Source organism: Synechococcus sp. 63AY4M2 (genome assembly GCF_002760475.1).
In the GTDB taxonomy this organism is placed as follows: domain Bacteria; phylum Cyanobacteriota; class Cyanobacteriia; order Thermostichales; family Thermostichaceae; genus Thermostichus.
Window position 1 is genome coordinate 1,411,841 of the sequence record NZ_AXUX01000001.1, and the last position, 20,103, is coordinate 1,431,943.

Annotated in this window: 13 protein-coding genes; 9 read left to right on the top strand and 4 right to left on the bottom strand. The window is 61.0% G+C overall.

Features of this window, described 5'->3' with window-relative positions:
* Positions 1–331 precede the first annotated feature (331 nt).
* The 7 genes from SYN63AY4M2_RS06270 (at position 332) to carA (ending at position 13,076) form a co-directional block, all read left to right on the top strand.
* Complete coding sequence (locus SYN63AY4M2_RS06270; protein WP_011429117.1) at positions 332–922, top strand: pentapeptide repeat-containing protein; 591 nt, start codon at positions 332–334, stop codon at positions 920–922.
* A gap of 97 nt (positions 923–1,019) precedes the next feature.
* Positions 1,020–1,616, top strand: a complete 597-nt coding sequence (locus SYN63AY4M2_RS06275; RefSeq protein WP_099834699.1) for a response regulator transcription factor — start codon at positions 1,020–1,022, stop codon at positions 1,614–1,616.
* 130 nt (positions 1,617–1,746) lie between these two features.
* Positions 1,747–9,180, top strand: coding sequence for a hormogonium polysaccharide biosynthesis protein HpsA (gene hpsA, locus SYN63AY4M2_RS06280; protein WP_099887271.1), 7,434 nt, complete (start codon positions 1,747–1,749; stop codon positions 9,178–9,180).
* A 73-nt stretch (positions 9,181–9,253) separates the two neighbouring features.
* Positions 9,254–10,009 (top strand): prepilin-type N-terminal cleavage/methylation domain-containing protein, encoded by a 756-nt coding sequence (locus SYN63AY4M2_RS06285; protein ID WP_099887272.1) that lies wholly within the window; start codon positions 9,254–9,256, stop codon positions 10,007–10,009.
* A 50-nt stretch (positions 10,010–10,059) separates the two neighbouring features.
* A complete protein-coding gene (locus SYN63AY4M2_RS06290) occupies positions 10,060–11,226 on the top strand; it encodes a prepilin-type N-terminal cleavage/methylation domain-containing protein (protein ID WP_099887273.1) in 1,167 nt (388 codons plus the stop codon).
* 14 nt (positions 11,227–11,240) lie between these two features.
* Positions 11,241–11,792 (top strand): type II secretion system protein, encoded by a 552-nt coding sequence (locus SYN63AY4M2_RS06295; RefSeq protein ID WP_168175104.1) that lies wholly within the window; start codon positions 11,241–11,243, stop codon positions 11,790–11,792.
* A 96-nt stretch (positions 11,793–11,888) separates the two neighbouring features.
* Positions 11,889–13,076, top strand: a complete 1,188-nt coding sequence (gene carA, locus SYN63AY4M2_RS06300; RefSeq protein ID WP_099887275.1) for a glutamine-hydrolyzing carbamoyl-phosphate synthase small subunit — start codon at positions 11,889–11,891, stop codon at positions 13,074–13,076.
* Positions 13,077–13,083: 7 nt separating this feature from the next.
* Here the strand turns inward: carA and SYN63AY4M2_RS06305 are convergent, their stop codons facing one another.
* From SYN63AY4M2_RS06305 to SYN63AY4M2_RS06315, 3 genes are all read right to left on the bottom strand, one after another.
* Positions 13,084–14,694, bottom strand: a complete 1,611-nt coding sequence (locus SYN63AY4M2_RS06305; protein WP_099887276.1) for a UDP-N-acetylmuramoyl-L-alanyl-D-glutamate--2,6-diaminopimelate ligase — start codon at positions 14,692–14,694, stop codon at positions 13,084–13,086.
* 90 nt (positions 14,695–14,784) lie between these two features.
* Positions 14,785–16,551 (bottom strand): ABC transporter ATP-binding protein, encoded by a 1,767-nt coding sequence (locus SYN63AY4M2_RS06310; RefSeq protein WP_099887277.1) that lies wholly within the window; start codon positions 16,549–16,551, stop codon positions 14,785–14,787.
* A 59-nt stretch (positions 16,552–16,610) separates the two neighbouring features.
* Entirely contained in the window at positions 16,611–17,789 is a 1,179-nt protein-coding gene (locus SYN63AY4M2_RS06315) for a 1-deoxy-D-xylulose-5-phosphate reductoisomerase (protein WP_099835688.1), read from the bottom strand.
* A gap of 176 nt (positions 17,790–17,965) precedes the next feature.
* Between SYN63AY4M2_RS06315 and SYN63AY4M2_RS06320 the strand changes: the two genes are divergently transcribed.
* Positions 17,966–19,252 (top strand): trypsin-like serine protease, encoded by a 1,287-nt coding sequence (locus tag SYN63AY4M2_RS06320; RefSeq protein WP_240530506.1) that lies wholly within the window; start codon positions 17,966–17,968, stop codon positions 19,250–19,252.
* An 86-nt stretch (positions 19,253–19,338) separates the two neighbouring features.
* Positions 19,339–19,524: a 30S ribosomal protein S21 gene (rpsU, locus tag SYN63AY4M2_RS06325; protein ID WP_011429105.1), complete on the top strand. Its 186-nt coding sequence runs from the start codon at positions 19,339–19,341 to the stop codon at positions 19,522–19,524.
* A 62-nt stretch (positions 19,525–19,586) separates the two neighbouring features.
* Here the strand turns inward: rpsU and SYN63AY4M2_RS06330 are convergent, their stop codons facing one another.
* A complete protein-coding gene (locus SYN63AY4M2_RS06330; protein ID WP_011429104.1) occupies positions 19,587–19,766 on the bottom strand; it encodes a hypothetical protein in 180 nt (59 codons plus the stop codon).
* Between the last annotated feature and the right edge of the window lie 337 nt (positions 19,767–20,103).

Below are 20,103 nucleotides of genomic sequence, written 5' to 3' on the forward strand. Positions count from 1 at the left end.
CGCGTTAGCGGGACGGAGTCCAAACAGAATGGCGGTATCCCGCAAAGCTTTGAGTAGAATACCCAAAGCGCAGTTTCCGTGTCGTCTTACTACCAATTTTCTGCTTTGCTTTGGCTACCATGTTGGCAGACTCGAAAGTAAACAGAAAGATCAACTGGTAGTAATCCGTACTGAACATATTATACATTATTTTCAGTATAGTTGAGCTTATTATTGACTAGAGTCATGCTCCCGCCAACGGCTATAGTTCTAGGTTGATCTCCAGCTCCCCTCTCCCTCTGGGAGAGGGGCCGGGGGTGAGGGTCAGCCAGGAGGGATCCCCGTGAAAAAAATGGCATGGTCCCAGTGCTGGGTCGGTCTCCTCGGCGGGGTGGTCGGGATCGCGGCACTTCCTGTTTTTGCCCAACTGGAGCTGGATGCCCAACTGGGCCGATCCCAGGTTGTTGCCCCCAGCAAAGATTGCCCCGCCTGCGATCTGACGGGAGCCGAGCTGCCGGGAGTGGATTTGAGCGGCGCCAACCTGAAAGAAGCCATCCTCAGGCAGGCCAACCTGCAAGCTGCCGACCTCTCTCAGGCGATCCTCAACTTGGCCGATTTGCGCGGCGCCAACTTGCGCGGCTCGGATCAGGGCGGGGCCTTTCTGTGGGAAGCCGATCTCAGCCAGACCAACCTGCAGCAGACCAATCTCACCGGCGCCAACCTGCAGGTGGCCAACCTCAGCGGCGCCGACTTGCGCGGGGCCGTCCTCGTCGGTGCCGACCTCACAGGAGCCAACCTGCGCCAGGCCGATCTGCGCGGGGCCGACCTGCGCGGCGCTTTTTTGGAAGCAGCCGATCTGACAGGCGCCCTGTACAATGCCCAAACCCAACTGGATCCCACCCTGAACCCCGGCGCCCGCGGCATGGTCTTTGTGAAAAACTAGCTCCCCTGTCCCTGAGGGAGAGGGGCTGGGGGTGAGGGCTAGCTCCCTCTTTTGGGCAGATTAAGCTTAGCCCTCTCATAGGCCGGGATCCCCTGCCATGAGTTCCCCTGTCCGGGTTCTGATTGCCGACGACCATCCCCTGTTTCGGCTGGGGCTAAAGTTTGCCCTGCAAGCGCAAGGATTTGAGGTGGTGGCCGAAGCCGAGACGGGATCCCAGGCCGTTGAGTACTGCCGCCGTTGCCCCGTCGAGGTGGCCCTTTTGGATGTGCGCATGCCGGATGGAGACGGGATCCTGGCCTGCCAGCAGATTGTCGAGCTGGGCCTGCCGGTGGTGGTGGTGATGATGACTACTTTTCAAGAGCCGGCTTTGATCGAGTCAGCGCGGCGGGCTGGGGCCAAAGGCTACCTTTCCAAAGAGACCGACCCGGCGGAATTGGCCCGCGTCATCCGTCAGATTTTGTCCAACCCCGAACGAGACTGGCTGCCTGCCCGACAGGAGCTGCCCAAGCTCACCCCCCGCGAGCTGTGTGTGCTGCAACTGATGAAAGAGGGCTTGGCCAACAAACAGATTGCCCGCCGTCTGGGCCTGAGCATCGAAACCGTCAAAGAATATGCCAGCGCCGCCTACCGCAAGCTGGATGCCAACGACCGCGTCACCGCCCTGCTCAAGGCGCAGCAACTGGGGATCTTGTGAATTGGAGAAAGGGCTTGGGGATTCCCCCCAGAGGTGGGGATGTTTGAAACTTCGGATCCCTTGCATACTGTTGCTATCCTGGCGTTCCCCCAGAGGCTACTTCTTTTTCCCCGTTATCCGAGATACGGCCATGTCTGCTCCTTCCCCGCTGTTGCTCAAACTTGTCCTGCGCTTGCTCAGCTCTCTGAAGATCCCGGTGGATCGGGGCAGGATCCGCGAGCGGGGCTTTGTCCTGCCGGTTGCCATTTTGATCGTGCTGGTCTTGAGCTTGGTGACGGTGGGGCTGCTGACCCGCTCTACCCAGCGCACCATCCAAACCCAGGTGGAACGGGCGGAGCTGACCATCAGCCGGCAACTGAATGCTGCCATCGACCGAGCCAGGGCCAAGATCGACAACCTGATTCGGGATCGCCGCCTGCCCAACAGTGCCCCCACCGATGCCCAATTCACCTCTGCGCTGCTCAACGATGGCACGGCGGTGCCTGCAGAGCCCTCGGATCCCTATACCCTTCCCGATGAGCGGCGCTTTTTGCTGAACTACAGAGCCCTTGTTCCGGATCCCCAGGATCCCAGCCGGAGAATTGAAGTGCAGCGGCAAGCCCCAGTCTGGTGGTTCTTGGTGGATACCGACAACAACGGGATCGACGACTCCGTTACCGCCTACACCATCCTGTACAACCGCCGAGCGCCGGTTACGGGGCAAAGGAACCTCCAGGACTTTGAGGAAAACATTTCCGATACTGAGCGGGCGCGGCGGCTGCTGATCCGCAGTGGGCCACTGCAGGGTTCGGCCTTGGCAGGGTGTACCGATTCTCCGGCTGAACAGACGGTCAACCCCAACGTGGGGGATTGGTTCCAGGTGGGCTCTGCGCTGTACAAGCCCTTTCAGGTGTACGCTGTAACTTTGCCCATTGAGGGGGCCGACTCCACCACCCGCGCCGTTTCGGCTCTGCAGTTTCAGCAGGATCGGCGGCGGGATCTGCTGAACAAGTGGGGAATTTTCAACCGCGGCGACGTGGAGTTTTTCTTTACTCCTGGCTACAACTGGAACGGTGCTATCTACGCAGGCGGTAGCCTTTTCTTCCGGAACACTGCCAACAACTTGTTCCGGGCTTTCGCCATCAGCTCGGAGCAATCCTGCTTCTACATGCCCGCTGACAACTCTGAGATCACTGCCTTTGGAGAGCTGGTGGCAGGGGCCATTGGCTACGCCGGCCAGCAGGTGAGCGATACTCTGATTTTCGATGTTCACTCTGGCCGGCAAGACGTAGCGCCACAGGCGCAGGCTCGGTTGAACAACCAAAATTTTGACTCGGTGCAGAACCAGGTAGAGCCAGAAAATGTGGCGCTGGATCCGCTGGAGCTACAGCTTTTTGGCCGCATTCGCACCCGCGGAATCTACGCCCAGGATCCAGCGGGATGGTCAGTCTCTCCAATTAATGTCAGGCGGAATTCAGCGAGTGGCCCACCAGGACGAGTTCAAGCAGGCGGCTTTCAGTCAACGAAAGACCAAGTCTGCCCGCCCTACGTGGACGATGTTTACCGGGCCGACAACCGCTTTGGCCCCAAAGCCAGCTACGACCGTCCGCCTGTAACTCCTGACCCGCAGAAGGGCTGCGACGTGGACACCTTTGCTCAGAGGTTTGGTGTCGGTGCCGGTAGCCCGATTCCTGCTGATGCCAGGAACAACCAGAATGAGTCTTTGACCGAGGACAACCCACCCCCAGGCGCCCTTTCCGAGGTGGGCTTGGATGGCTATTGGGAGCGGCGGGCCCGTGTGGAAGGTCTGCGGGTGATCGTGGGCCAGCGGCTGGAGCTAACCCGCACCGATTCTTTGCCTTTGCCTCTGGTGCCGCCCGGGGATCCCGAGGACCCCACCAAGTTACAGGCCATTTTCATCAGCAACGAGGCGCGGCAACGGCTAACCCTGCGAGATAACCCAGCGGCGGTGCAGGCTACAGCCGTTTACCACTACAGCCATGAGCAGGGGCGCTTTCCCATTGCCTGCTTGGCCACGGTGGCTCACCCCGGCACTCCCTGGAGCTTGCAGCGGGCTTCCACCTTCCCTACCGGCGACCAGCGTACTCAACTGGGCATCAACTTCTTTACTGGAGAGGGCACCAACGTTTGGGAGTATGACCCCGAGCCGATGCGGGAGCAACTGCGGCCTGGCACTCCTTTGTGGACAGCGCTCACCAACCTGGCCAATTTTGCCGGCGATCCTGACGGGGCCTATCCACCCAAGCAACAAGCGGGCCGCATTCACCCGGATCCGTTTATTACGGCTTTTGGCAACTTCTCCGAGCTGCGGCGGGTTATTGATATCGTCAACCGAGGCACCTCTGTTGACCAATTGAGCCTGGCCGACCAAACCACCCTGCAAACGGCAGGCTGCATGTTGGGCATGCTGGCCGACAACATCCTGCGCATTTGGGATGCCGCCACCCGCAGCAATCCTGATCCCACAGCTCAAATCCTTTGGAACGACATCCAAGCCAGCCGAGCTGGGGACCGAGAGGCAGCCAACCGGTTTTATCTGCCGCTGCGCTACATCTTCCCCCGCGAGACCTTTTACCACAGCGTGCCCCCCAACCCCAACGATCCCCTTGAAGATGAGCGGAGGCAGGCCTACCCCTTCCTACAGGGGCCAGTAACCTATCAAGCCGTGGTGGATCTGGAATCCATGAGGCTGAGGCCCCGGGCCACCATTGACCAGTGGGCTTTGCCCCATGCCCCAGCCAATTGCACTGCTGCTGGCCCCAATAGCAACCAGTTTGAGCTGATTCGGATTGGCAACCAGTGTCGTCGCGTGCCCTTCAAAGATTCCGTCTTCTACGATGGCCGCGAGGCAATGGCGGTGCGGGCCCTCAACATCGACCTGGCCCTGCTGACCAACAACGTCAACAGACAGGCCAGGGGGTTGATTAACGGGGACACTTGGCTGCCTGCTGGGCTTGGCGAGAACCGAGAAGGGGGGATTTTCTACGCCTTCCGGGAAGATGCCGTGCGGGAAGATGCCATTGCTCGTCCGCCCTTGGGCACTTTTGATAGCTACCTAACCAGCTGGCGCAACGCAAACGCCCGCGGCACTTTGGGCAGCGCTGGCGTTATGAACGCCGGTCAGCCGAATCGAGGCACGGCCAATGGCCAAACGGTCTGGGATCCCCCTGTTTCCGATCCAGGTGGACTCAGCCCCAAACCGGTGGACTACTATGCCGATCCGGATCGGCGGCCCTACGGCTTCCGGCTGCGCAACGGGGCGGTGCTGGCCCGCGGCGGGTTCAACCCTGATGACGCGATTTTTGGCCTCTCCTTCGTTTCCGACAACCCCGTTTACATCCAAGGGGACTTTAACCTGCACCAGACGAGGAACGGGCAGCGGCTGGAGGAGTTCACAACTCTCCTCAATTTCGGAGCAGATGGCCTCTACAGCAACTTCTACGGGCGGCTGCGATCCAATGAAGACCGGCGCTTTGCCCGGGCGGCGGAGGATCTCTGGCGGCCTAGCGACGTGTTGGGCGACTCGGTGAACATCCTCTCTGCCGATTTCTGCGATGGCAGCATCGACGACGGCTTTGTGCAGGATGCTACGCTCAACGGCGGCGGCAGCAGCTTTGTGGCTAACCGGAACTACCAGGGCAGCCCACAACGAGCCTCGGCTCCTCGCCGCAACGACCACTACGGCTGCAGCGGGCCAAACCTAGGAGCCAACACCTCCTTCCTCAACCAAGCGCTGGTGATCCGAGGCGACAACTGGCCGGCTCCGGATCCCAACAGAGATGGTGCTGGGGTTCTGCGCTTCGACAACACCAACGGGGCGCAGAATTTGGGCAACCACGTGCGGCAGCCAGGCTGGCCGGATGTGTTTGCCCGCGACACCATCTTTGCCCGCCGCGACAGTGCCAACCCGAGCTCAAATAACGCTGACAGGACAGCAGGGCTTGGCGTGCCAGAAGTGCGGCTCTTGCGGGCACCCGATGTGGGCTATGCCAACTTTGGCACCCGCATTTCGGCTTTGGGCAACCCGGTGCTGGACACCTCCCGCTGGCTGCTGATAGCTTCCCTCCAGCCTTGCCGACCGCCTGAAATAGAAGGAGGCGGTGGCCTGTTGGCCGAGTACTACAACGGCTGGATAACCAGCCCGCAGAACCAGTACAACCGCGACACAGGGTTTGGGGACACCGGAGCCATAGGCCCCCTGCCTTCGAGCGCTCAAGATGACAACCTGCCCTACTTGCGGGCGGTGCGCTGGCCGGATCCAATCTATCCTGCTCAAGATTGGCAGATCGGCTCCTTCATGAAAGAAGAGGATCAAGGAGGGCCAACCTGCAACACCTCAGGCGGCTGGGGCAGCTCAGCCGGCTCGCGATGGGCCTGTATTCGCGATGCTTTAAAAACCGATGGTTCCGGTATTTCCGGCTGGGATCCCCCTAGAGATCCACCTGGAAAAGGCTTTGCCTTCTGGGAAGACGGTGGCCATCCCGATCTCCCGCCTTGGGGTGGGTTCTACTACCTGTTTGCCAACCAGGACTACCTGATCACCAACTCCCCCTTCCTTTCGTGGAATACTCAACCCGACTTTCCCAAGGCTGACTTTTTGTGGATGCCAAGATGCAGTGAGCCGGATACGTCTCAACCTCCCGCTGATGCTCTAGACATAGACAGGGGCAACATAGGCTTCTGGCGCTCCTGCTGGCGGCGCAGAGAGGGGTCATGGGGAAGTGGCAACAACTATGGTAATGACTTTTTTGTAGTGCGCTGGGTCGGGGAGCTGTATCCCCGTTGGCCGGGTGTTGCCACCTACAACCTCAACACCGACGATGGGGGCCGACTCATCATTCGCAGAAACCCCAACTACACTCCTAACCCAGATGAGGAAGAGCCAGCTTTTAGAGGCTTCTATCGCAATGCGGGCACTCGTCTAGAAGAGCTGTCGGAGGATGAGGCTGTTGGTGCCGAAGCTTGGTCGGATAGCGCCGATAACCGTGTGAGTTTCCGGCTGGAGCTGCAGTGCGTTACCGACTACACTCGGCCTTCTCCCTACCTGGTGGAGATTCAGGCCTACGAGAACATGGGCAATGCCTTCGTCCGCTTTACAACCCAGGGAGATGGGCAGCCGCTGGAAAACTACGACCTGCGCTACCTGAAGCCGCTGAAGCCGGTCAACCAACCTTGCCAGCCGGATCAGACTAAACCTCTGGCACCCAACCAGCAGTACTGCGCAGAACCCCTCAATTGCGATCCCATCTGGAAAGACTGGACTCCTGCATGTAAAACCAACATCTGTCAGCAAACCACTATTAAACAAACCAGAACTGCCACCTTGCCTGCCGGTTGCCCTGGCACTCCGCCACCGTCGGAAACTCGGACGATCACCTGCTACCCTCAGTACAACTACGGGCCTTGGTCAGGTTGGACGCCTCAGTGTACCCAGCAGCAGCAGTGTAGCGGCACCAGCATCACCCAAACCCGCACCCGCACGGTAACCCCGCTCTGTACCAGCCAAAGCCCCTTCACCGAAAAAGAAACCCGAGCCTTTACCTGCAGGCCTCCAGATGCTAGCTGCGGTGCTTGGTCTGAATGGACTCCTAAGTGTACGGTGGCCAACGGCGGCACCAAAGTCACCCAAACTCGCAGCCGCACCTGCACAGTGGCAGTTTGCGGAACCAGCTACACCGAGACGCAATCCCAAACGGTTACTTGCCCGCAGACCTGCAACTACAACTGGGGCCCTTGGTCACCGGCCAGTTGCAATGAGGTCAAGATCGACTGCGGCACAACCAAAACCTTTACCCAAACCCAGACGGGCACCCTCATCGACAGCACCAGCAGCCCCACCTGCTCGCCCAATGCAACGAAGACCCAAAGTTTGACCTGTCGAGGGCTTCCCTGCGGGCCCAGCACTTTTGCCCCAGAAACGCCCTCCAAGAGCCCCTTGGGCGAGTGGATGGCAGCCAAGCCCAACACGGTGGATCTGCGCCCCGTCTGGGAAATCCAAGCGGATCCGGAGCCGGAGACCATCAGCGTGAATACGGTGGCTGCGGCTCCTGCCGAGGGCGTGACGATCGCTCTGCAGCCGCAGCTTTCCCCGGTGCTGGAGGTGAAAGCCGGGGTGCCCAAGCCACCCAAGTGGCCCAACCCTGCCGAGGCTCTGCAGGCGGCCTTCAATTGGATGTTTGGCGAACCGGCCTATGCTGCCCGCGAGGGCTTGGTGAGAGGTGGCGTTCTCTCCGAGATCGTTTCTCAACCCAACCGCGAGCCCGGCATCCGCCCGGCTATCAAGGGAGAGGCTCTAGAAGGCCCGTTTACAGAGGAAACCGACCTCTGGGCCCGAGCGCTGAGGCGCAAATTACTTAGGGAAGATCTGACGGTGGGCTGCCCCTCGGAGGAGGAAGGCCCAGATTCCAAAGGCGGCTTCTGGGTGCCCGGAGTGTTTCGCCCCAACTTCAACACCACCTTCAAGTACACCGCCTACACCGGTGACAGCCGCCCCAGCACGTTGCGCATCAAAGACTGGAACGGAGACGGCCAACTGAACTTCTGGGACAAAAACGGCGACGGCGTTCGCGACTCCAACGAGCCTTGGGATGTACTGGATCGGGATCCGCTGTTTGCGGAGAAGAATCCTGCCAATCCCAATAAACTGCTGGTTCAGCCCCAGATGGCGTTGAACCCCTATGCTTGGGTAAACAAAGGTGACACTCAGAACTACTCCCCAAGCTCCAACTATCTTGGCGGTTACTACATTGACACCAAGGGGAGCGAAGATATCCGCAATGGCCTGTGCTTTTACGTCAGGCTGGATCCGGGCACCAAGAGGGTTCAGATCCAGATCGATCGCAACGGTTCCACAATGACCGACAGCGATTTCCCCAGCGATACCGCCGCCTTTGCCTGGGTGGATGTGGAGCCGTTCACCCTGGACCTGAACAAGACTCCCACTGGCTTTGCCGGCGAAAACCCGGTGCTGGGGGTAATCCTGGATGAGGTGACCCGTCGGCCCATTCCCATTCCCCGCTTCCAGGAGCTGGCTTCAACCAGTGTGAACCAGCGCCGCCGCAACGACGATGGCAGCCAAAACCGGCAGCTGCAGCCGGCCGGGGAAACGCGGGTGAACGCCATTGCCATCAGTGGTACCCTGCCCTCGCGGCTGCATCAAACTGCCGGCGGCATGCATAACTTCCTGCGGCTCAACGAGCTGTGGAAGGATATCAACCTCTTCTTCAGCGGCTCGATGATCCAGCTCAACTACAGCACCTATGCTACCGGCCCCTTCCTGCAGCAGAGCTTTGAGCCGCCCAACTTGGTTACGGGCTCGGCCCTCACGCGGGGCTACGACTACTACTACCCACCCAACCGCCGCTTCGGCTACGATGTGGGCTTGCAAATTGCCCGTCGTCCCAGCGCGGTGTCGGCTCGCTTCCAATTCCCCTCCAATGCCCGCACTGAGTTCTTGCGGGAGTTGGATCCTCAGGATCCGTATGTGCGGCGGCTGCGCTGCGGGCTGCAAGCTCAGCCAGATGTGCCCCTGCAGGCGGCTGCTCGGATTGGAGGCTGCAACTAATTCAACTGATATTGACTTCCCATGCCAGGGGTAGATTCAAGGTAGGCAGATCTGGGCGAGCGCTGGAGGGGATATGAAAAAGTGGCGGCTTTTGCGGCAGCAATTGGAAGCAGAAGGCTTCACGCTCATTGAGGTCTTGGCCTCGGTGGTCATTGTGGCTTTGGCTATGGCCGCTCTTGCTCCTGCTCTCACCCTGATCGCCTACCGGCGGGCCATGACGGAGCGGATAGAAGTGGCCAATCAACTGGCCCGGGCTGAGGTGGATCGCATTCGCACTCTGGTTGACCTGGAGCTGGCCGCTAACCCAGCTGCTTTCCAGAACCCGGCTCAGTTGGCTCGTCTGCCCAGGATTGGAGCAAGCCCCTTGGCCAATACCCCGCCTCCTGCCGATATGGACAACCCCGGCCCCAACTACTCCATTCGCCTGGCCGAAGTGCGGTTGCCGGGGCGAAACCCCGAAACCTATGTCATCCAAACCTTTCGGGATAGGGGCGGGGAATGCATTGACCGACGCAACAACACCGTCATCTCAGGGGTTCCCTGCTCCTTCTTTTTGGGGGTGAGGGTGTACCACCGCTTTTCTTTTGATCCAAACACTCGGCAAGCTCTTCCTGGCCTGCGCGCTGAGACGGTCTCCGCCAATCAGAACTTGGCCAATGCCGATGTGTGGCTCTTTCCCATGGCCAGCTCGATTGTAGAAGTCAACCTGGCTGCCAATTTGGGGGATGTTTGCCGGGCCGTTTTGGCCGATGTTCAAGCTAGGGGTGGGATCCCGACCAACAACTGCAATGCCTTCCCGCTGCCCAGCCCAAGCCCTACCTCGCTTTGAAGCGACGGGTAAGCTCCTCCTGCAGGCTCACAAAAAGGTGGTGTTTTCCTATGTTCAAGGTTTTTCGCCACAGGGTTTACCAGAGTGCGGGGTTTACCCTCATTGAGCTGTTGGTCTCACTGCTGGTTGCCTTCATCTTTCTCCTGGCCACCGCGATGATTGTCATCGAGACGATGCGGCTGGATCGGGAAGAGACGGGCCGCACCCAGGTGCAGGCGGAGCTGACCCAGGCCATGCAGTATATCCAGCAGGATCTGGCAGAGGCGCTTTACATTTACAACGACACTGAGCAGAACCCACAGCAATCTGATCGACTTGGGGACAGGATCCCGGATGTCATTCAGCGGCTCTACGCGCCGGGCTGGATCCGCCGACCCGATGACGCTATCCCGGTTGTTGCCTTTTGGAAGTTGGAGCCGATCCCGCAGGGATGCTACGCGGGCAACCCCACCTTGCAAGATATTCGAAGAGGCAATGCTACCCTACCAGACCAGCCACCTCCCGAGTTTCCGCGCGATCAGAACGGTAGAAATGCGGATTGGGACACTCTTGTCAGCCGCCGCGGCATCTACACCCTGGTGGTGTACTACCTGCGCCGCAACTACAACAACGCCGGCAACCCAACGGGGCGCACTCCCTGGGAAGGCAACGCGCGGATCGACCGTTTTGAGTTGCGACCCTTCAACACTGAGGGTCAAAATAACTGCGCTGGGCGCAGCCCATTCTTTAGGGTTGATCCCGATCCTTTCCAGGAGGGTTTTCTCGCCTGGCCCTCTCAGCAGGCTTTGCAAAGGCTCCAGCGGGAGGGAACACCCCAGGAGCGTATTGCCGATGCAGGCAATCAAGGCCCCCGCCTGACAACTCTAGTCTCCAACATCTTCAGCAGCCGAGAGGGAAGTCCGCAGGTTGCACCCGCTTGCCCGCAGGGCTATGCCTTTGGTGGCGGCAAGCCCAACGGCGTCACCTTCCCAGGGCTGGGAGATAACCAAAACGACGTGGGCTTCTATGTCTGCGTGCGGCAAAGCGTCGGCGCTGACCGACCGCAGGATGTGATCATCAACATCACCGCCACGGCCATGGAGCGGGCCAACCCTGGCCTTTTCCGTCGCTACATCCGAAATGCCACCAGCGTCGATATCTCAGAGGTGTCGCGCTACTTGCTGCCAATGCAAACACTGGTTCTTGCCCGCGGTGTTATCAACCGTCCGCTCTCCTAGGGGGAATGTCCAGTATGTTGGCCTTGGAGAAAAAAACAATTGGCCGAGCTCAGCCGCTTCGATCCCTGGGCTTTACGCTGGTAGAAGTCCTGGCGGTGGTGGTTATTATCGGCATTCTGGCCGGGCTGGCCGTCCCCTCCGGGATCAACATCTGGGCGCGCATCCAACTGGAGGACGCGCAAAACAAGGTGGAGCGAGCCCTGCGCACCGCCCGCACCAACGCCAGAGCCTCTCTCCAGGGCCGCGCTTGGGTGGTCGGGATCGATAACTCAGATCCCAATGTCCCCACGCTGGTGATCCAGGACGAGGAGCGCCTTTGCGATGAGCCCACCCCTTGCCAGTGGGTGCGCCTGAATAATTTTGTTACTGTCAGCAATACCTTCAACGGCGGAAGGGCCGTTTTCGACTCGGAGGGGCGGGCGCGTCAGTTGGGGCGCTTTGTAGTCAGCAGCACCTACTCCCAAGGCGAGAACCGCTGCGTGGTGGTGAGCACGTTGATCGGCACCCTGCGCAAGGACAACAACCCCGAGTGTGGCAACGTGGCCAACGAGCCGGAGGAGGTCTAGTTGGGGTAGGATAGGCAGGCTGCCGATCCCGGTCCATTGCCCTCACCCCCAGCCCCTCTCCCTTTGGGAGAGGGGGGTTGTCTAGGTTCACAGGTTATGGTCTCCTCAACTCTTGAAGCTCCGGAAAAAGTCTTCCCCTGGCACGCTCGGCAGCCGGCTCTGTTGGTGCTGGCCGATGGCACCGCCTTCCCCGGCTGGTCGTTTGGGGCGCCAGGCACGGCGGTGGGCGAGGTGGTGTTCAACACGGGCATGACCGGCTACCAGGAGGTGATCACCGACCCTAGCTACCGGGGGCAGATGGTTACCTTCACCTGTCCGGAGCTGGGAAATACCGGAGTCAATGAGCTGGACGAAGAATCGGCTCGGCCTCAGGTTGCGGGGATCATCGCCCGCAACGTGTCGCGCCTGGCCAGCTCCTGGCGGGCTACATCCACCCTCCCCGAATACCTGCAACGATATGGGATCCCGGCCATTGCTGGGGTAGATACGCGGGCTTTGGCACGGCGGCTGCGCTCTCAGGGGGTGATGAACGGGGCCCTTTCCACGGAGACTTTGGATCCCCAGGTTTTGTTGGAGCGGGTGCGCCAGGCTCCTTCCATGCAGGGGTTGAGCTTGGTGGCGGAAGTTACTACTCCCCAACCCTACGAGTGGCTGGAACCTACCCCCGCCGACTGGGACTATGGCCGCAGCCAAGGGATCCCGATTCCGGATCCCCCCTTGCGGGTGGTGGCGCTGGATTTTGGCATCAAGCGCAACATCTTGCGCCGCCTGGCCCGCTACGGCTGCCGGGTGATGGTGTTGCCGGCCCACGCCAGCCCCGAGGAGATTTTGAGTTACAACCCCGACGGGATCCTCCTCTCCAACGGGCCGGGGGATCCGGCGGCAGAGACGACGGCCATCCGCACCACCCAGGCGCTGCTGCAGAGCGGGAAGCCGATGTTCGGCATCTGCCTAGGCCACCAGATCCTCAGCCTGGCCCTGGGCGGATCCACCTACAAGCTCAAGTTCGGCCACCGCGGCCTCAACCACCCCTGTGGGCTGGAGAAGGAAGTGGAGATCACCAGCCAAAACCACGGCTTTGCGGTGGAGGCCGCTTCGCTCCCTGGGGATGGGGTGGCGATCAGCTACCTCAACCTCAATGACCGCACCGTGGCCGGGATCCGCCACCGCCAGTTGCCCCTCTTTTCGGTGCAGTACCACCCGGAAGCCAGCCCCGGCCCCCACGATGCCGACCACCTCTTTCGGGAGTTTGTCGAGCTGATGCTGCAAAACCGCTCGCGTTAGCCGCCCCTCACCCCCAGCCCCTCTCCCTGAGGGATTCCCTCACCCCCAGCCCCTCTCCCAAAGGGAGAGGGGAGCAGAGGCGTAGGGCGAGGGCTGCACGGGCTTCTTCTCGGTCGTCGAAGTGGATTTTCTCCCTGCCCAGGATCTGGTAGTCCTCGTGGCCTTTGCCGGCAATCACCACCGTATCGCCCGGCTGGGCCTCTAGGATGGCCAGGCGGATGGCTTGGCGCCGATCCACCTCCACCGCCCAGGGGGATCCAGGGATCCCGGCCAGGATATCCTGCAAGATCCGCTGCGGATCTTCAGTGCGCGGGTTATCTGAGGTCACGATCACCTGATCTGCCCAGGTGGCGGCAATGCGGCCCATCTGTGGGCGTTTGCCCCGATCCCGATCCCCGCCACAGCCAAAGACGCAGATCAGCCGGCCTTGCACTTGCGGGCGCAGGGCCTTGAGCAAGTTCTCCAGCCCATCGGGGGTGTGGGCATAGTCCACGATTACCGTGATGTCCTGCCCCGGCAAGGTTACCCGCTCCATCCGCCCCGGCACCCCGGGAAAATGGGGCAGGGCCGCCTGGATGAGCTCAAGGGGGATCCCCAGGTGCAGTGCTACCCCTACCGCCGCCAGCAAGTTGGAAAGGTTGAAGGATCCCACCAGGGGCGCCTCCACAGCAAAGGTGCCCATAGGGGTGTGCAGGGTTGCCTTGAGGCCGGTGGGATGTAGGTGAACTTGGCTGGGCCATAGGCCGGGGATCCCTTCTAGGGGCTTGAGGGAATAGGCCCAGGGCTCCAGAGGGGCTGGAATGGCTTCTAGAAGCCTCCGTCCGCCTGCGTCGTCGGCATTGACCACTGCCCGCCCCTGCAAATACTCTGGCCGGAAGAGAGTGGCCTTGGCCTGCCAGTAGTTTTCCATGCTGCCGTGGAAATCCAGGTGGTCCTGGGTGAGGTTGGTCCAAACGGCAGCGGCAAAGGCACAGCCCCACGCCCGATCCTGGGCCAAAGCGTGAGAGCTCACCTCCATCACCGCCACCTCAGCGCCGGCTTCCTTGGCCTGTCTCAGGCTGCGCTGCAGCTCCAGCGGAAACAGCGTGGTGTGGGGGGCTACTTCACAGTGCCCAGGCCAGCGGTTGTAGAGGGTGCCCAGCAAAGCAGTGGGGCGACCGGCGGCCTGCAGCAGATGCTCGATGAGATGGGTGGTGGTGGTCTTGCCGTTGGTGCCGGTAACTCCCACCAGGGTAAGCTGGCGGGCGGGAAAGCCGTAGAAGGCCGCCGCCACCTGGGCCAGGGCCCTGTTGATGCCGCTGCGGGGCAAAACCAGAATGGGCTGACTGCCTCCTCCAGCCTCTCCGCTAACTTTCTCCCAAGCCTCCTGGGCAATAAGGGCCGCCACGGCTCCTCGGGTGAGCGCCTCGCGGACAAACTCGCCGCCGTCAACGCGGGATCCCGGCATGCCCAAGAAGAGATCCCCAGCCTGCACCTGGCGCGAATCGGCACACAGACCCCTGACCTGCACGCCCTCTAGGGATCCCTGAACCACCTGGGGTTGGATCCCGGCTTGGTTGAGCAATTGGCCTAGAGAAGGCTCCGCACCGCTAACGCCAACGATCCCGGCAGTCTCCATGTCACCTCTCACCCCAATGCTTTGCCGCCTACGGTATCCGCTCAGCCGGCTTCCTGGCCATAGATCCGCCAGATCTCTCCCCGAGAAAACCTAGGCCAGGGCCTCTTCCAGCTTCTGCTTGGCCCAGAGACGGGCGTAGAGCCCCTGGGGATCTGCCAGCAACTGGGCATGGGATCCCTGCTGCACGATGCGGCCCTTGTCCATGACCCAGATCTGATCCGCCTCCGCCGCCGCCGTGAGGCGATGGGTAATGAAGATCGCCGTTTTCTGGGCCCTGGCCTGGCGCAGGTGGCGGAGAATGGCCTGGGCCGTCTGGTTGTCCACGCTGGAGAGACAGTCATCCAGGATCAAAATCGGCGCATCCACCAGCAGAGCCCGCGCCAGGGCCACGCGCTGCCGCTGGCCGCCAGAAAGGGTGATGCCCCGCTCCCCCACCAGCGTGTCGTAGCCCTTGGGAAAGGTGAGGATCTCGGCGTGGATGTGGGCGGCCTTGGCGGCCCATTCCACCTCCCAGTCTTCGGCATCCGGCTTGCCGTAGCGAATGTTATCCCGGACCGTGGCGCTGAACAGGAAGCTCTCCTGGGGCACATAGGCAATGGCCCGCCGCAGGGATCCCAGTTGAATCTGGGTGATATCCTGCCCATCCAAAAACAGTTGCCCCGGCTGGATCTCCAGCAGGCGAGGAAGGGCATTGGCCAGAGTGGACTTGCCCGCCCCAATCGGCCCCACCACCGCCACCAATTGGCCCGGCTCGACGCAAAAGTGCAGATCCTGCAGCGCCGGCGTTGCGGATCCTGTGTCGGCATAGGCAAAAGTCAGGCCCCTGGCCTCGATACGCCCCTGCACCTGTTCCAGAGGTAGGGGTAGAGCCTGGGGAGCATCGCGGATGGTGGGCTCTACCCGCAGCAGGGCGTCGATCCGCTCCAGGCTGACCTGGCCCCGCTGGTAGGCAGTGATGGTAAAGCCCAGCAGAGTGGTGGGAAACACCAGCCGTTCCACGTAGAGGGTGAGGGCAGAAAAATCCCCAATCGTCAGCGTCCCGGCGGCAATCTGGGGTCCGCCCACCGCCAGCAGCAGCAGCAGGCTCAGGCTGACCAAGGCCACCAGGGAAGGAAAAAGCAGGTTGCGGGTGAGGGCCAGGCGCAAATTGGCCTGCAGCAGCCGCTCGTTGCGGCGGCGAAACTCCCTCTGCTCGTGCTCTTCCTGGGCATACACCTTGATCAGGGCAATGCCGTTCATGTCCTCCTGGATGAGATCGCTTAGATCCGCCAGCTCCTGCTGCACCTGGAGCTGCTCCTGCTGCAGACGGGAGCTGCTCAACTTCACCAGCACCAGCATCACCGGAAACACCGATAGGGCCAGGGCGCTCAGACGCGGCTCAATGCCAAACATGGCCGGCAAGGTGGTGCCGTAGGCAAAGATTGTGTTGGTCGAGTTGAGCAGGGCAAAGCCCAACAGGCGGCGGACATTTTCCACATCGCTGGTGATGCGGGTGAGGATATCCCCAACCGTCTGCTGGGCAAAGTAGGAAGGCTGCAGCGTCAGCAAATGCTCGAAGATGGCCTGCTTGAGGCGGAACTCCACCTGCCGCCCCACGCCAAACATCCACACCCGCGAGGCAATGCGAATGCCCATCATCAGGCTGGAGACGATCAACACCGTCAGGGCGTAAAGTGCAATGCGCTGCGGCGACAGGGCGGCCAAGTTCTGGCTGAGATCGTCGATGGCCAGCTTGACGTACCAGGGCAGGAACACCCCCAGGCCGTTTACCACCAGCAGGGATCCAATGCCCAGCGCCACCTGCCGGCGATAGGGGCGCAGATAATGGGCCAGTTGTCGGAGATGGGATCCCGCCACTCAGGTGCTCCTCAAGCCTTTTCCCACTCTAGCGCTGTGCCGGATCCCCCCGGTAGGGATCAGGCCAGAACTTGGGCCGGGGCCTGCTGCGCCAGCAGCTCCACCTGTTGCCGCGCCCAGGCATCCACTTCCAGAATGTCCTCCAGGCTGGGGGCAGGGATGACCTGGTGCCGCTCGCACACCTGCTCCAAAAGGCGAGGGATGTCCAAAAAGCGGATGCGCTCCTGTAGGAAGAGGGCCACCGCCGCTTCGTTGGCGGCATTCAACACTGCCGGCAGGGTTCCTCCTGCCTGTCCAGCAGCATAAGCCAGTTGTAGGCAAGGGTACTTGCGGTGATCCGGAGCCTTAAAAGTGAGGGATCCCAGCTTGACCAAATCGAGGGGATCCCAAGGGGTGGCTAAGCGCTCCGGCCAACTGAGGCCATAGAGGATGGGCAGGTGCATATCCGGCCAGCCCAACTGGGCCAGAACAGAAGTATCTGCCAGCTCGATCAAGGAGTGGACAATGCTCTGGGGGTGGATGAGGACCTCGATCCGGTCATAATCCAAACCAAACAGCCAGTGGGCCTCGATCACCTCCAGGCCCTTGTTCATCAGGGTGGCCGAGTCGATGGTGATCTTGCGCCCCATCACCCAGTTGGGGTGTTTGAGGGCGTCGGCCAAGGTGACCTGATCTAGTTTTTCGGCAGGCCAATCCCGAAAAGCTCCCCCGGAAGCCGTCAACAAGATCCTGCGCAGGGATCCCGGCGGCACCCCCTGTAGGCATTGAAAGATGGCCGAATGCTCCGAGTCCACCGGGATGAGCTTGACGCCGTACTCTCGTACCAGGGGCAGCACCACCGGGCCGCCTGCCACCAGGGTTTCTTTGTTGGCCAGGGCAATGTCTTTGCCGGCGCGGATAGCGGCCAAGGTGGGCAAGAGGCCGGCACAGCCAACGATCCCGGTCACCACCCGCTGGGCCGCCGGGTGGGCCGCCACCTGACACAGCCCCTCCGTTCCCGCCACCAGCTCCGGCAGCGGCCGCATCCCGGTCAGCAGGGATCGCAGCTCCGGCAGCAGCTCCTCCCGCCCGATGGCTACAATTTGAGGCCGAAACCGCCGCACTTGCTCGGCCAAGAGAGTGACGTTGCTGTAGCTGGTCAAGCCGACAACCCGAAAGCGCTCCGGATACTGAGCCACCAAGTCCAGAGTTTGGGTGCCGATGGAGCCGGTGGAGCCGAGCAGGGTGATGGCTTGCATACTTTAAGGATCCCTTTGCACCTAGCTAAAGAGCGTAACACTCTTTCAGCGCAGACTCACCCTCCCGCAGCCTGCCCAAACAAGGAGTCTTGGAGGCTGGGCGCAGGAGTCCCAATCTTTAGGCTTCCTCGGTTGGCAGGATATGCTTGGCTAGCATAACCGTCTGGCCTTGGAGAATGACCATGCTTTATCCTTTGCGCTCCCATTTTCCCTTTGGCCTGGCCCACTTTTGGTCTGTTCTGGTGGGGTTGGGTTTGGCCCTGAGCATAAGTGCCTGTGGTGGTGGGGGTTCCAACCGTCCCCTGCCGCCGCTTCCAGCCCCTCCTGCAGGGCGCATCGAGGGATCCCATTTCGACGATCTCAACGGCAATGGGCTGCGGGATCCGGGGGAGCCGGGGCTGCCGGGCATCACCACCTTTCTGGACTTGAACAGCAATGGACGCCTCGATCCAGGGGAACCCAGCACTGTCAGCGATGCCAACGGCAACTTTCGTTTCTCCAACTTGTCCCCCGGCACCTACCGGGTTACTGCCATCTTGCCTCCAGGGCGAGTGTTCACCACGCCGCGCCCAGGAGCGGGGCGGATTGTCGGTGGTAGGCCGGCTCAGCCGGGAGCCTTTCCCTGGATGGTGGCCTTGCTAGACGCGACTGAACCGGATCCTTTTCAGGCGCAGTTTTGCGGGGGATCCCTGATTGCCCCGGAGTGGGTGCTTACCGCCGCCCATTGTTTTTTCGACTTGGAGCAAGGCCAGCAGGATGTGAATGCACGCAACCTGGATCTGTTGTTGGGAACCACCCGTCTGCAATTGGGCGCTGGCCAGCGCATTCGCGCCGCGCAAATTGTTATCCACCCCAACTTCGACCCCCGACGATGGCCAGAGGGGGGGAATGACATTGCCCTGGTGCGCCTCTCTCGGCCAGTGGCCCTGCCTACCCTGCCGCTGGTGCAGCCCAACCAAACCAATCTGACTGCCCCTGGTACTCTCGCCACCATCCTCGGCTGGGGAGCCACCTTCCCCCTCGTCCCTGGCCAAAGGCCCAGTGGCTTTCCTCTGGATCTGCAGCAGGCTGAAGTTCCCATTGTCGCCAACGAGGTGTGCAACGCGCCCCAGTCTTACGACGGCATCATTCTAGACACCATGCTCTGCGCCGGTTTTCCTCAGGGGGGTGTGGATACCTGTAAGGCCGATAGCGGCGGCCCTTTGCTGGTGCCCAGCGGCGCTGGCTTTGCCCTAGCCGGGATCACCAGTTTTGGCAGAGGCTGCGCCCAGCCCAATTTCTACGGGGTGTACACGCGAGTGTCCAGCTTTGTGGGTTTTGTACAATCCGTAATCGGCAGCGCCCCCAGCCCAGCGCCAACGCCTTCTCCGCCGCCTTCCACCGGAACAACGGCCTCGTTTGTCGTGAATTTGAGAGAGGGTGAGGCGGTTTCGGGCCTCAACTTTGGCAGCCGCGCCCTGTAACCGTCAGCAGCAGGGCGGAGATGGTTTAGGATAGGGATCCCGATTGTGCTTTCGTTCTACTCATCGACGGAGGAGATAGCTTCTTTATGACTCAAGTGACGATTGGCGAAAACGAAGGGATCGAATCGGCGCTGCGCCGCTTCAAGCGCCAGGTCTCCAAGGCGGGCATTCTGCGGGATCTGCGCAACCATCGCCACTTTGAAACCAACCTGGAAAAGCGCAAGCGCAAAGCGGTAGCCATGCGGCGCAACCGCCGTAAGTCCATGGCCTAGGCAATTCTCAGTAGTCTGAACTTGGCTTGTGGCTATACAAGGTAGCCAAACCAGGGTTCGGCTTAGTTTTTCGGATCCCCAACGAGGCTAGCCTTCAGGGATCCGCTCAACACCTTAACTTCCAGCACCAGTTTCTCGCCGGCAAACCTCTTCGGCAAGGGAGGAAAGGGGGCGGAGCGCCGAATAGCGCTGAGCACGCCTGCATCCAGAAGGGAATCCGCCGAGGGGGTTTGCAGGTGCAACTTCCCCTAGGGTTCTTTTGAGCCAGGTGCCCTCTTGCCTGGCTGGCTCCTTCTCAGCAGGGGAAGCAGGAGAGTTTAGGTTCTTTGACACTCCCACCCAGGGGATTCTTACGCAGCTCAAAATGGACTCGCGAAGGCGCTTTCAACACGCCCCTAGACAGTTCTTTGAGGCATAACCTCAAAGTTCTGCTTACTTCGGACTTAAGTTCCTCCAGGTTAGTTATTGCCGCGCGGGTTTTGCACCGCAGTAGGTCGTTTTCCTGGAGAAGCTCTGTACTAGCTAAAAGAAGCAACTAAAGTTGCTCAAGGGCTTTTCCGCCCCGTACTAAAGTACGGG

Coding starts and splice junctions, on each gene's coding strand:
- SYN63AY4M2_RS06315 (WP_099835688.1), bottom strand. CDS start 17,789: ATGCAAGCCATCACCCTGCTCGGCTCCACCGGCTCCATCGGCACCCAA.
- SYN63AY4M2_RS06290 (WP_099887273.1), top strand. CDS start 10,060: ATGTTCAAGGTTTTTCGCCACAGGGTTTACCAGAGTGCGGGGTTTACC.
- SYN63AY4M2_RS06270 (WP_011429117.1), top strand. CDS start 332: ATGGCATGGTCCCAGTGCTGGGTCGGTCTCCTCGGCGGGGTGGTCGGG.
- carA (WP_099887275.1), top strand. CDS start 11,889: ATGGTCTCCTCAACTCTTGAAGCTCCGGAAAAAGTCTTCCCCTGGCAC.
- SYN63AY4M2_RS06295 (WP_168175104.1), top strand. CDS start 11,241: ATGTTGGCCTTGGAGAAAAAAACAATTGGCCGAGCTCAGCCGCTTCGA.
- hpsA (WP_099887271.1), top strand. CDS start 1,747: ATGTCTGCTCCTTCCCCGCTGTTGCTCAAACTTGTCCTGCGCTTGCTC.
- rpsU (WP_011429105.1), top strand. CDS start 19,339: ATGACTCAAGTGACGATTGGCGAAAACGAAGGGATCGAATCGGCGCTG.
- SYN63AY4M2_RS06285 (WP_099887272.1), top strand. CDS start 9,254: ATGAAAAAGTGGCGGCTTTTGCGGCAGCAATTGGAAGCAGAAGGCTTC.
- SYN63AY4M2_RS06305 (WP_099887276.1), bottom strand. CDS start 14,694: ATGGAGACTGCCGGGATCGTTGGCGTTAGCGGTGCGGAGCCTTCTCTA.
- SYN63AY4M2_RS06320 (WP_240530506.1), top strand. CDS start 17,966: ATGACCATGCTTTATCCTTTGCGCTCCCATTTTCCCTTTGGCCTGGCC.
- SYN63AY4M2_RS06275 (WP_099834699.1), top strand. CDS start 1,020: ATGAGTTCCCCTGTCCGGGTTCTGATTGCCGACGACCATCCCCTGTTT.